The sequence below is a fragment of the Cytobacillus sp. Bac17 genome (genome assembly GCF_024519925.1).
Classification (GTDB): Bacteria; Bacillota; Bacilli; order Bacillales; family Cytobacillaceae; genus Cytobacillus; species Cytobacillus pseudoceanisediminis.
Genome location: NZ_JALJRC010000006.1, coordinates 14,231 through 26,825 on the forward strand (window position 1 = coordinate 14,231; position 12,595 = coordinate 26,825).

The window sequence follows — 12,595 nt, forward strand, 5'->3', positions numbered from 1 at the left end:
TTTTTGGAAGTATAAAAAATTCATTAAAATTGAAAAAGGATGAAATCATTTTGATTTCATCCCAGAAAAGCTTTCTTATAAATTTTCAAAAAACACTCTGATTACATCGGCTCCCCCAATGAAGGTTCCCAGCGAACTGCCCAGATTGGACAGGACAACAATCAATAAAATCCGGCTCACTTTGTTTCTCCAGAATCCTTTAACACTGAAGACATCTTCAGATAAGGTTTCAAAATCCCTTACATTCGGACGCCTTATATAAGCCTGAGTCAGTCCGGCAAACCAGCCTGCTGCAAGAAGGGGATTCAATGATGTAATTGGCGCTGCAACAAAGGCAGTTAAAATGGTGAGCGGATGTCCCATTGCAATGGCAGCCCCCAGCGCCGACAAGGAGCCATTCCAAATAATCCAGCTGATAGTCTGCGCAAGACCCGCAGAAGGATTTGCGAAGAATGTATAGGCGATTATGGCTAAAATGAACACCGGAATACTCCAGCCAATTATCTTTGGAACATTGGATTTTGGAGGGCGCTCAGTCAATTTGGCCATGTCCTGTTCTTTTTTGATTTCCTCTTTGATCCCCGGTACATGGGCTGCCCCAAGCACCGCTACTATTTTTTCTCCTGGTGCATCTTTAATTTTTTGTGCCAGGTACTGATCCCGTTCGTCAATGAGCGGTTTCTTTAATCGCGGAAAACTATCTGTAAATTCATTTAGAATCGCATTTATCGTATCCTGATTTTTCATTTTCTCAAGTTCTTCTTCAGTTATCGTATCCTTGCTGAAAATACTTGCTACTACTTGACTAAGAAGCAGGGATTTTCCTTTTAATCCGAGGTTACCCCAAATCCTTGCAAAGGTAATCTGGATATTCCGGTCGGCCAGAACAAGCTTTGCCCCGGCAGCCTTTGCTGATTCAATTCCCTGAATCATTTCCTGGCCGGCTTTAATGCCGAATTGGTCAGCCATGCGGTTTTGAAAGGATGAAATCGCCAGATTCATTAAAAGCAGTGATGCCTTCTTCTCCTTAATTACCTGGATGATATCCATTTCCTTCCACTTGCTGCCTTCTGTAATCGATTGATATCTCTGTTCATCCAATTCCACACAAACAGAGTCAGGCTGTTCAGCCTCTATGACTTCCTTCACTTGTTCCGCACTGTGCTTTGAAACATGTGCTGTTCCTATCAGTATGTATTCCTTGCCGTCTAAATGAATCCTCGTTATGTTTTCCTCTGACATAAATACCTTCCTTAGATACAAATTCTATTTTGTATGCTTATAGCTCAATGTATTGTTCATTATACCATGAACTTTTTTAAGTATGCCCAGGATAATGAACTCTGAGGGGAATTTAGCCCTAAATAACAAAATAATCTATTAACCCCTAAACAGAACAAATGTTTTGATATAATATAAGAATGCATGAAAAAAATGCAAATATATTATAAAGGTGGAAATTATATTGAATGGTACCGCCCATGCAGCTATTGGAGCAGCAGCAGGATACGTGGTTGCGAACACTGTTCATGCCAGCCCATCCACAACTCTATTATTAGTAGGACTCGGCAGCGTTTCTGGATTAATTCCGGACCTCGACATTGATGGAAAACTTCGTGACCGGCTTACACTTTCACATGAAGTCGTTCGGACAGTTGCACAAATCATAGGAATTTTAATGATCATCTATAGCTTCTATGAAGGCTCGCCGAAAGAGAAATGGCTGGGAATCGCTATAGGGATCAGTATGACTGCCATTTCTGCGAAAATCAGGCAAAAGCATATGCTGACCATTACCGGAATTGGCGTCCTGGCGGGAGGCATCTCTTTGCAGGAACTTTGGCTGATATTATTTGGGGTTTATATATTAATAGCTTCCTTCGTTTCCCACCGCAGTTATACTCATTCCATCCTGGGTGTTATTTTTTTTGGATTCATCTCTGCGAAATTTGAAGCATCACTTGGCATAGAGGGTGTATTCTATACATGCCTTGCGGGTTATATAAGTCATTTGATAGCCGATTTTAAATTGCTTCCATTTAATAAAAGGGGCATAAAGCTCTTTCTCCCGATTTCGTCGAAAGAGATCTAAGACAGACAACCGCTCAGAATTTGAGCGGTTAGTTTTTGACTGGAATGTATACTTCTACATCCTCATCCTCATTTTCAACCGGATAATAAACTTCCAAAATATAATGATCAGCGGAATCCTGCGTATTGCCCTGCTCCTTAATCCAATTGTTAAGACGCGCATACAGGCCGCCCATGTCAGCTCCCTTTCCTCTGATTGATGCATAAGTATGCTGTACCTCTATATATTCCATCCCATCTGGCAGCGTATCAGGTTTCTCATGAACTAAGTAACCGACAAAAAATATTCCCTCTAAGTGGTCTTCCCCTCTTTTAGGTTCATAAATGGTCACTTCCAGTCCGCTGCTATGCTGTACAAGATGGCCATGCTTCAAGAAGCTCTGAGCTGCTTCAGGCACCAAGCCGGCATAATCCTTAAAAAGACCCTTGTTCTTTATGACTACTGCTTTAAACTCCTTTGAAACAACTTTACACATAGGAATCCCTCCAAACTTTTAATACTAAGAGTTTCTCTAACTATTGGAAAATTCCTCCTTTAATCTGATAGATTAAGAAGGCTTTTTCTCATAGATTGTTGTTGTTGTCTATGAATTCTGCCCGTTGATTTCAGCACGGGGCACTTGCTTTCCGCAGGGCGTGCGGTGATCCCGCAGGACATTGAATAAACTCCTCGAATCAACACCGCACGAAGGAAATGCATCAGCATTTTCGAGATCAAGTGCCCACAGCGAAGATCAACTCAGCAAATTAAACTAAGTAATTAAAAACAACCCAAATATACGACAGCCAAAAAAAAGACGCGCCTCAAGAGTCGCGTCTTCCATACTAACCTTTAAATGACAAACCATTGTCCGCCATTGCCTTGCGAAGTTTTTCCATGGCATCCGGTCCCATTCCGTGAAGTTCCAGCAATCCTGCTTCAGTGGCAGCGGCTAGCTGTTCCAGTGAAAAATAGCCTGCCCCTTCAAGTGCACGTACTGCTGGCTTTGCCAGCTTTTCAGGGAATCTGCTCCCCTTTAGATTATTTTCTGGCATGGGGTCTCTCCTTTTAGATCATTAATATTTCGCGTATATCTTCTTCCGTCAGTCTTCCGGCTGCACTTTCATTCGAATCGATGATTTCTTCAATTAAATTTTTCTTTTTATCCTGAAGTTCATTCATCTTCTCTTCGATGGTGCCTCTCGACAATAATTTTATTACCTGGACGGTATTTTTCTGTCCTATGCGATGAGCCCGATCGGCTGCCTGTTCCTCAACGGCGGGGTTCCACCACAAATCATATAAGATGACTGTATCTGCACCAGTCAAATTTAGTCCCGTACCGCCTGCCTTCAATGAAATCAGGAAAAAATCGCGTTCTCCCTCATTAAATCGGCGGCAGATTTCCACCCTTTCCGCGGAAGGTATCTGTCCATCAAGGTAGAAAAACGGCAGATCCAGAAGGGCAAGTTCTCGGCCAATAAGATCAAGCATTTTAGTGAACTGCGAAAAAATAAGTACTCTTCTTCCAGACAATCTGGATTCTTCGATAATTCTCTTGAGCTGTTCAAATTTTGCTGAACTCCCTTTATATCCATCCACAAATAAAGCAGGGTGGCAGCAAATTTGACGGAGCCGTGTCAAACCAGCAAGGATTCTTATGCGGTTTTTTCTGAGTGTATCTTTATTTAAATGCTTTAAGGTATCTTCTCTCAGTTTTGCCAGGTAAGCTGCATAAAGCTTCTTCTGATCCGGCAGCAATTCAGCAGAATCAATAAGCTCCATCTTTTCAGGCAGCTCTGAAAGAACATCTTCTTTCAGCCTCCTGAGCATGAAGGGACGAACCCTTCTGGCAATCGTCTTCCGTGTTAAATTTCCGTAATCCTTTAAGCCGCCAAACAATTCAGGGAAGACAACATGAAAAATAGACCACAGTTCTTCCGCAGAATTTTCAACGGGTGTGCCTGTTAAAGCAAAGCGATACTTGGCTTTAATTTTCTTTACTGCCCTCGCTGTTTGGGTTACCGGATTTTTAAACGCCTGTGCTTCGTCGAAAAAAACAGTGTAAAAATCCTGCATTTCATACCATTTAATATCTTTAAGCACCAAGGGGTAGGAAGTAATCACCACATCAATGCCAGATAAATCCGTTTGAAGCTCAGCCCGTTCATTTTGAGTTCCATCGATGACAATAGCCTGGATGTCCGGTGTGAACTTCGTCAGTTCGCTTAACCAGTTATATGTTAAGGATGAAGGGCACACAATAAGTGCTGGACCGGCATACTCCCGAATTTCCTTAAGGTCAGACTGAATAAAAGCAATGCTTTGCAGCGTCTTCCCCAGTCCCATATCATCAGCCAAAATGCCGCCAAATCCATAATGCGCCATTGTCTTTAACCATTTAAAGCCGTTTTTCTGGTATTCCCTCAAAATAGGATTCAGGATTTCCGGCACAGGAGTCTGGAGGCATGATGGATTCTGAAGCTCTTCTAAAAACTCCCTGAAGGATTCCTCATGACGGAACATCTCCTGATCACTAGCTGCCTCAAGCATTCTAAGACCAGATACAATCGGCATGTTCAAACCGCTCTCCAGATCCTCAGCCTGTTCAGGCACAGCATTCAGAAAACGCTGGATTTCCTCAAATTCTTTTGTTTCCAAAGAAAGGAGCGCGCCATTTTTCAGGCGATAGAATTTCCGTTTCTCCTCAAGTGCAAATAATACATCCCGTATCTCCTGATCAGCTATACCGGTCAATTCAAATTTGAATTCCAGCCAATTCGTCCGCTCTTTTTTCATTTTTATCCGTATCTGCGGTTTGGCATTCTCCCTGAAAATACGGTTTCTGACAGACGTAGTGGCATATATTTGCACCAGTTTTTGCAGTTTAGGGACAACATGATAAAGGAATTCATATTCCAGCTCTTCATTTTGCAGAAAGTAGCCGCCATCCGTCTTTGCAAAGGAGCTTTCCTCCATAAGCTGAAGGATCTCATCCTCTAATTCCACATCTCTGATAATCCGCGTGCCGCCTTTCGGCTCTCTGCTTTCAAGCGGATTGATCACGATATTTTCATAGTGAAACTCAATTCCTGCCAGAAGCCGGTTCCGCAGGCGATCTAAGTATAGCTTGGCAACCAAAGGTGTTTTCATAAATTTTTGTGACATGTCTTCAGAAATATGGACATCCCCCAGCTTTCTCAGTCCAGGGACCACTTTTTCCAGAAACAGTTCCATTTGTTCAGCAGCAACCGGAATCTGGCTTCTCCCGGCTGACTCCAGCATTTGTGTTAAATCATATAAACGCTGGCAATCTTCTTTATTGAGCGTGATTAATTTGCCGCCAGATAGAACAGCATAATACGAATCCAGAATCAGCATTCGATCCAGGCCAAAAACATTTAAATAACATTTCTCTTCTTTTTCGCTAAGCTCAAACCTTAAAGGCAGCCGTTCCTTTGAAAAAGCCATCCTTTCAAATGTTTTTCCCATTATCTCAAGCCTTACTTTCTCAGCGAGCGCCAAAACAGGCTTCAAACGTTCCCACGATGATGGAGGGATTAAGAGCATATGCTTGGTCGCAGTATAATCGAAATCATCCATTAAAGCATTTATATAAATGGATTCATCGTGTATCAGCTGTATCAGCTGGTGAAGGACTGCATCAGATTCTGGCGGGAAACAATGCAAAGCGGGGTCATAGGTAAATGATAATGATAATAGGCTTGGTTCACCCTCTTTAACGGAGTGAAGAAATTGCCGGATATCGAGGACAGCGGTTGGGCCGATGGTACATTTTATTGCTAACAAATAATGCCCCTTCCCCAAATGAACAGGCACACATGTGAATTCCGGATGTAGCACCTGCCTGTTTTCAAAATGAAGCTGGTGTCCGCTTGACCTTCTTGGCTGTTCACTGAAAAGTGTCATGAGACCATCCGTTAAGGCGTGTTCGGGAGAAACCCCAAGGGTGCCTGCTGAATCCTTTATCATGGGCGATCTGTGCTGCTGCATATCATAAATTTCCAGCAGCACAGCCGCTGCATGCTGGCATTCTTTATCAAACGAAGCTAGCTTTGGACAGCTGCACAATGTCTTAAAACTGTTTCCGGATGTTTTCTCGACCGAGACGAAAAAATCCTCACCAGCAGATACTGTTGCTTCACAAATATCATCATTGTATTTCTTTATCGTTACCTTCTTATTACGGAAAAAAGCGTCCCCTCTTTTGAAGGAGACAGTACCGCACATTTCTTTTATCAATTTGTGACTCAATTTAATATCCACAAATGTTCTCCTTCCGGGAATATGTATACTTAAATTGTATCACAGTCATCTGCCATAAATCATTTCATCTAACACAAAAAGGGAGAGCACATCCCCCTTATAGATCATCCTTTATACTGTTATTTAAGTTCCCCTTCAAACCTCGTAATCAGCTTATAGAATTTGACCATCAATAAAAGCAGCATGGGATCAAGTAAAGCTGCATGCCATAATCTCCACCAGCCATAATTAAAATATCCCCAGGGCTCGGGCAATAAAGCGATGACTTCATACAGCAAAATGGCAACTACCCAAAAGATAATATAAGAAAATCGTTTAATGAGATCCCCTCTGAAAGGATACCAATTCAGAAACATCATGTTAACCGGGGGTACCAGAACAATATGCGCCATCAATCCTGCCCAGTTTGGCTCCTTGTCAAAGTACCAGTATCCCCAATATTTAAACTCAATCATGACATCAAATATCAGCTGAGCTGAAATTGTGAATGTCCATATATGTAAAATTTGATTTTTAGTCAGACGCTTTTTGGTTGTAAATGCAATGAAATTAAAAAGAATGGCAGCTATTATCAGTCCAATCATGAGCAGAATCCTTTTTATTTGTTAATGTCTCTTAGATGGCTTTTATTATTCATGATTTGGTAACATTATTCATATACCAATTCATATTAGAAGGAGATCTTGATGGAGTGTTCATTACTTTCAAAGTATCTTCCGGCCATTGAAAAGCTCCCAAAAGGCGAGCCGCTGACAAAGGATCAATTAATGACTGAAGAGTTCTTAATAAGTCAGGGTGGGGATTTGGACATATATTATGCTCCGCACAACGAATATATCAATAAAGACGCAAAAATTGTGATCGTCGGGATTACTCCTGGATGGAGCCAAATGAGGATTGCCTTTGAATCATTCATGAAAGGACTGGCTGCTGAAAAAGAGCTTAATGCAATCCTGAAGGAGACCAAAAAGGCAGCCAGCTTTTCAGGAGGGATGAGGAGAAATTTAATAAGCATGCTAGATCAATGCGGTTTATATGAAGCACTGCACATTGATGGCTCTGATACACTTTTCGAGCGAAATAGACCGCTCCTTCACACCACATCTGTTCTAAAATATCCGGTTTTCTTCCGTGGCAATAATTATACCGGACACCAGCCTGATCTTTTAAAAACAGCGATGCTTGCCGAGTATGCAACAGAAGTATTCCCAGAAGAGCTGGCTCAAATCAATGGCCATGCACTCATTATCCCGCTGGGAATAACCGCCGAAAGGATCATCCGTCATCTATACACAGCCAAACAACTTACAGGACATATCATAGTATCCGGCTTTCCGCATCCTTCTGGCGCAAATGGGCACCGGGCTAAGCAGTTTGAACAGAACAAATATGCTATGACAGATTTAATTAGAAGATGGGGAGAACAGCTATAATCAAAGGTATAATTATAAAAAAAACTGCTTTAACCTATATTAGAGGTTAAGCAGTCCCTTTCTTAAGGCTGTTTCTCAAGTGCCAATTTAATGCCAAAGCCCATTAAAACCACACCAGAAACGCCTTGGATGGCATTATTAACAGAAGGTTTTTTCAGCCAGGCCCTGAAGAAGTCAATCAAATATACGTAGAAAAAGAACCAGATAATTGTGATAAGACTATATATTAAGCCCATCGCAAGAAACTGCGCAAAGTGATTCCCTTCCGTACTTAAAAATTGAGGAAAAAATGTTAAAAAGAATACAGCTACTTTTGGGTTGGACACACAAGTGAAAAATCCTTGAAGAAAATGGGACTTGTTCTTCTTATGCTTTCTCACCATGTCCGCTGATTCTTGTTTATTTGATAGAGACTTTAACGAAACGATGCCCAAATAAATAAGATATATCGCACCAGCATACTTAATAAAAGAAAAAATGTAAGCAGACTTTACAATTAATGCCGATAAGCCAAATACAACGGCCATTGTATGGACCATCAGCCCGGCGACAGATCCGAACATCGTTTTAATGCCGCTTTTTTTCCCGCTCGAAATCGTGTTTTGAATTAGGATGCCAGTATCAGGTCCCGGCAAAATGACAAGCAGAAACGACATAAACAGAAATAACAGTAAATTCTCCATATCCCACCCACCTAAAAATTTTAAGAATATTATATCAGTTTTCATGAAATTTCCAATAAAAAAAGAGCAGATTCCATAAAGGAAAATCTGCTCCAAACATTTATGCTCTTACTTCTTCTAATCTTTCTTCCACTTCTGACTCGGAAAGGCCGTGTTCAGCAACATAACGGTTCCGAGGATGCGTGCGGCATTCATCAGAACAGCTGCGCATATATTTATGCTCATTTTCTTCAGAGCATAGGATTTTTTTATTGCATGCAGGATTTGCACAGTTGACATAGCGTTCACATGGCTCGCCTGTGAAGTAGTCCCTGCCTACGATTACATGCTCCTTTTGGTTAACCGGAATGCCAATGCGATCGTCGAATACATATAGCTGGCCGTCCCAAAGCTCTCCCTGTACTTCAGGATCTTTTCCATAAGTGACAATTCCTCCGTGAAGCTGGGCTACATCTTCAAATCCTTCTTTTACAAGCCATCCGGAGAACTTTTCACAGCGGATGCCGCCTGTGCAATACGTAATGATCTTTTTATCACCAAGCAATTCTTTATTTTCACGGACCCATTCCGGCAGATCGCGGAAATTTTTGATATCCGGCCTGATCGCACCTCTAAAGTGGCCAAGATCATATTCATAATCATTTCGTGCATCTAACACAATTGTGTCTTCATCCTGAAGTCTTTCGAAGAACTCTTTTGGCTCCAGATATTTGCCTGTAACCTCGTTCGGGTTCACATCGTCTTCAAGGCGAAGAGTTACAAGCTCGGGACGGGCACGAACCTTCATCTTAGGAAATGCATGTCCATCTGCTTCATCTATTTTGAAAACCATTTCCGCAAAGCGCGGATCCTGCTTCATTGCTTCCATATACCTGTCGGTCTGTTCCACTGGTCCGGAAACAGTCCCGTTTATGCCTTCATTCGCAACAAGAATACGCCCCTTTAGGCCCAGCTCATTGCAAAAAGCTTTATGCTCCTCTGCGAACTCCTCAGGGTCCTCAATCGGAACATACATGTAGTAAAGTAAAACTCTGTATGGTTTTTGACTCATTTGTATTTCCACCTATCACTTAATATTTGCAAGATATATCTGTTAATAGGTTAAAACAATATATACTTACCTAGATAAGTATAACAGATGCTGTCAAGTTTCAAAATTTTAGAGGTGCGAAATAGTAAGGAAGCTTAATTTAATTCCCATGTGAACCAGTGTCCATGCCCCTCGGTTTGGCCGACCAATTTCTTATATTCTTTGGAATCCAGATAATAATCCAGATGCAAATTCCGGTCCTGGATATTGTTATAAATATGAAAGATATCCCTGCTTTGTCCGCTTGCTTTTATTTTTCCAAGCAGATTCTCCTTTACATCAGCGGGCATTTGATTCGCCACATGGGTGTGGAAAACACAGATTGTGTGTTCATCAGGTATACCTTCAATCAGACTGGGCAAAAGCTCAACACCATCTCCTTCAAACAGGCTGATTGGATTTTCTTTCACACATTGGGCAGCTTTTTCGAATAAAGTTCTTCTCTCCTGGTGTTCTGGCCAGATAAGTGATTTCAGCCATAGAAAGTCTTCCCCATTATTCAGGTCATTTATATGCAAATCAACTCCAGTTCTTGAAGCTACCGGCGGCATTTCTGGCGGTAAAATCGGGACATGGCCTCCTTTAATTTCAGAGGATAATTGAACATTCGAGGCTGGATTTCCAAAAGTTTCTTCTGTACCATATGTGTAGCAGTATTTATCCCAAAGAAGCTGCAGGCCCGCGCTTGTTCCTATTTCAATCAAGGCCAGGGGCTTTTCGGTTTGCTGAAAGATCCAGGCAAACACAGGGTATAAGTAAGCACAGCGCCTAACTTCATTCGTCTGGACTAATTTTGCTTTTACTATTTCTTTAATTTCCTGTGAATTTAGCCTGCAGAAATCTTTAAAGCTTTGGAAAGATTCAAGAGGGTTTCTTGGATTCTCCACTAAGCTTGAATAATATTCCTTAAGTTCATGCTCTTTCCCGCTTAAAAGCAGATAATGAATGGCTCCAAGAAATAAATTCGGCACAGGCTGGCCTTCTCTCGCTTCAGATGCCAAAACCAGCAATTCTTCATCCTCTGCAATCTTGTAAGACAAGAACTCATAAAGCCCACTGGATCCATGACATTCATATTGTCCAAATGTTTTGAATCTGGTTGCCAGATTAGGTTTTACCATTCTACTTCCCCTCCGTTAAAAGATGTAAGTATCCGCATTCCAATGCTTTGAACCTGTTTTTCTCTTCCCGATCCACCCGGCTTCTTGAAGTTCCCTCGCAATTAAATGGTTGAAAAAACCGTGACCTACGAGAACAGCAAAGTGATGTTCTTTTGCAATAGAGGTTAATGTTGATGATGCATGCTTTGCCCGTAATTTTGCATCCCTGTATGATTCACAGCCCTGTGAATAGCCGCATAACCATAGTAGCCTTAATACCACAGCCCAGGTATTTGGCTTCAATCTCATACCCGGAAATTTATCGGCAGGTATGGGCAATTCAGTTTCCCTGAATAATGGATCTGTCTGTATCTTTGCAGAAGGATTTATGCTTTTGGCCGACTCGATTGACCTTTTTAAATCACTTGTAAGTAAAAAAGATGCTGAACTCCCTTTTTCAATTGCGTCAGAAGAACAAGTCTCACCCTCAAGAATCCCTAAGCGGTTGTATATTTCAACCCATTTTTTAAATTCACGGCTATTCATGCGGTGATTATCCATTTGCGATGACCTGCCATGTCTGATAAGTGTTATTTCCATTTAAAAACCCCAAAATTTATATTTTTTTCCTTTATGGATAATTTAATTAACATGGAGGTGAATACCATGCAGGAACAAGAATATCCAAACGTAAAACTCGGCGGCAAAAAGGTACACGAAAAAGGAAATGGCGGAGACCAGGTCCGTGGACATGAACAGGAAAACAGAAATGGCACATTTAATACAAACTCTAAATCAGATAGATAATGGAATGACGGGACACCCTCACAGTGGATGGAGGGTGTCTTTGCAGTTACGGCTGTTTTAAGAATTTGATGCCCAATCCTTTTTTCTGATGATGTAATGGAAATATCGCTCTCCGTCGATTTCCATTTCTCCAGCATGCTGAAATCCGCACTTTTGCAGAACGCGAATGGAACTGGAATTGCTTGTTAATGCAACGGCATTCAGTGTTTCAAGAACTGTTTTTTCAAAAAGAAATCCCATTAGCCCCTTTGCAGCAAGCGTGGAATATCCTTTATTTCGGTAGTGTTTTGAGATGGCATAGCCAATTTCCCTGTTCGGCTCAGGCAATTCATCTTTTAATCCTGTATTGCAAAAACCAATAAACTTTCCAGTTTCCTTTAGTATGATTCCCAAATTCAAATATCCTGCATCTTTCAGGGCAGGCATCGAGGACCTGAATTTTTTATTCGCAGGAATTTCATAATCCTCCATCCAGTTCATACGCTGTTCAAGCGTAGCCTGTGCACCCGGAATAAACTTATATACTTCCGGCTGTAAAGTAATTTCATAGAGCTCTGGCACATCTTCCATCCTGTATTCCCTAAGGATGACCTCACCGCAATCGATCATTATTTCTTCGTTCATTTTTTCATCTCCATTGCGTACACATCCAGTGTGTGTTCTTGGATCAAATCTATGTTTCTTTTATGTTTAACATATTCCAAGATGTGAGCTTTCATATTAGGATACAATACTATATTGGCCAGTTCAGAAAGCGGCACCCATCTAACTCCTGTCTGGTTAGGATCCGGGGCTGAAGGCATTTTAGGCAATGAGCCTTCCCTTAACTGACATTCAAACAGTAAGCCCAGTGAATGTATCTGCCCATACCTGAATTCATTTAAGTGAGGGGCATATTCATAAACGAATGCCAATGGGCCGACCGTCACATCTACAGATGTCTCTTCTTTCACTTCCCTTTTCACTGCATCAATAACAGATTCTTTGGGTTCAACCCCTCCTGCAGGCAAATTGTAATGAAGGCCTCTTTCATCCTGAAACTCAATCAGCAGAATCGAATTGTTTTCTATAATGACTGCACCTGCTCTGACTCTAATATGATAGGTCATTCGGTCTCATCCGCC

At 41.5% G+C, this 12,595-nt stretch carries 14 protein-coding genes; 3 read left to right on the plus strand and 11 right to left on the minus strand.

Going from position 1 to position 12,595, the window contains the following annotated elements; translation table 11 throughout:
• Positions 1 to 75 precede the first annotated feature (75 nt).
• Positions 76 to 1,242 (minus strand): TraB/GumN family protein, encoded by a 1,167-nt coding sequence (locus NR125_RS10020; protein ID WP_019382552.1) that lies wholly within the window; start codon positions 1,240 to 1,242, stop codon positions 76 to 78.
• Positions 1,243 to 1,465: 223 nt separating this feature from the next.
• On the opposite strand from NR125_RS10020, the gene NR125_RS10025 reads away from it, so the two are divergent.
• Positions 1,466 to 2,092: a metal-dependent hydrolase gene (locus NR125_RS10025; RefSeq protein ID WP_019382551.1), complete on the plus strand. Its 627-nt coding sequence runs from the start codon at positions 1,466 to 1,468 to the stop codon at positions 2,090 to 2,092.
• 28 nt (positions 2,093 to 2,120) lie between these two features.
• Here the strand turns inward: NR125_RS10025 and NR125_RS10030 are convergent, their stop codons facing one another.
• From NR125_RS10030 to NR125_RS10045, 4 genes are all read right to left on the minus strand, one after another.
• Positions 2,121 to 2,567, minus strand: coding sequence for a GyrI-like domain-containing protein (locus NR125_RS10030; protein WP_009333630.1), 447 nt, complete (start codon positions 2,565 to 2,567; stop codon positions 2,121 to 2,123).
• 349 nt (positions 2,568 to 2,916) lie between these two features.
• Entirely contained in the window at positions 2,917 to 3,126 is a 210-nt protein-coding gene (locus NR125_RS10035) for a helix-hairpin-helix domain-containing protein (RefSeq protein ID WP_009333629.1), read from the minus strand.
• A 13-nt stretch (positions 3,127 to 3,139) separates the two neighbouring features.
• A complete protein-coding gene (locus tag NR125_RS10040) occupies positions 3,140 to 6,358 on the minus strand; it encodes a DEAD/DEAH box helicase (protein ID WP_009333628.1) in 3,219 nt (1,072 codons plus the stop codon).
• A 119-nt stretch (positions 6,359 to 6,477) separates the two neighbouring features.
• Positions 6,478 to 6,942, minus strand: coding sequence for a hypothetical protein (locus NR125_RS10045; protein WP_009333627.1), 465 nt, complete (start codon positions 6,940 to 6,942; stop codon positions 6,478 to 6,480).
• A gap of 102 nt (positions 6,943 to 7,044) precedes the next feature.
• Here NR125_RS10045 and NR125_RS10050 point away from each other — a divergent pair, with 102 nt between their 5' ends.
• On the plus strand, positions 7,045 to 7,791 hold the full coding sequence (locus NR125_RS10050) for a uracil-DNA glycosylase family protein (protein WP_009333626.1): 747 nt from the start codon (positions 7,045 to 7,047) through the stop codon (positions 7,789 to 7,791).
• A gap of 62 nt (positions 7,792 to 7,853) precedes the next feature.
• Here the strand turns inward: NR125_RS10050 and NR125_RS10055 are convergent, their stop codons facing one another.
• The 4 genes from NR125_RS10055 to NR125_RS10070 all read right to left on the minus strand — a co-directional run bounded on the left by NR125_RS10055 (position 7,854) and on the right by NR125_RS10070 (position 11,264).
• Positions 7,854 to 8,474: a LysE family translocator gene (locus NR125_RS10055; protein WP_009333625.1), complete on the minus strand. Its 621-nt coding sequence runs from the start codon at positions 8,472 to 8,474 to the stop codon at positions 7,854 to 7,856.
• A gap of 100 nt (positions 8,475 to 8,574) precedes the next feature.
• Entirely contained in the window at positions 8,575 to 9,525 is a 951-nt protein-coding gene (gene trhO, locus NR125_RS10060; RefSeq protein WP_019382548.1) for an oxygen-dependent tRNA uridine(34) hydroxylase TrhO, read from the minus strand.
• Between the two features lie 134 nt (positions 9,526 to 9,659).
• Positions 9,660 to 10,685 carry a DUF2332 domain-containing protein gene (locus NR125_RS10065; protein ID WP_009333623.1) on the minus strand — a complete coding sequence of 342 codons (1,026 nt, stop codon included), beginning with the start codon at positions 10,683 to 10,685 and terminating at the stop codon, positions 9,660 to 9,662.
• Between the two features lie 15 nt (positions 10,686 to 10,700).
• Positions 10,701 to 11,264, minus strand: a complete 564-nt coding sequence (locus NR125_RS10070; RefSeq protein WP_019382547.1) for a histidine phosphatase family protein — start codon at positions 11,262 to 11,264, stop codon at positions 10,701 to 10,703.
• A gap of 66 nt (positions 11,265 to 11,330) precedes the next feature.
• On the opposite strand from NR125_RS10070, the gene NR125_RS10075 reads away from it, so the two are divergent.
• Positions 11,331 to 11,471, plus strand: a complete 141-nt coding sequence (locus NR125_RS10075) for a hypothetical protein (RefSeq protein WP_019382546.1) — start codon at positions 11,331 to 11,333, stop codon at positions 11,469 to 11,471.
• A 57-nt stretch (positions 11,472 to 11,528) separates the two neighbouring features.
• Here the strand turns inward: NR125_RS10075 and NR125_RS10080 are convergent, their stop codons facing one another.
• Positions 11,529 to 12,095, minus strand: coding sequence for a GNAT family N-acetyltransferase (locus NR125_RS10080; protein WP_009333621.1), 567 nt, complete (start codon positions 12,093 to 12,095; stop codon positions 11,529 to 11,531).
• Entirely contained in the window at positions 12,092 to 12,580 is a 489-nt protein-coding gene (locus NR125_RS10085) for an NUDIX domain-containing protein (RefSeq protein WP_256815247.1), read from the minus strand. Before NR125_RS10085 ends, NR125_RS10080 begins: the two co-directional genes overlap by 4 nt.
• Positions 12,581 to 12,595: the final 15 nt, after the last annotated feature.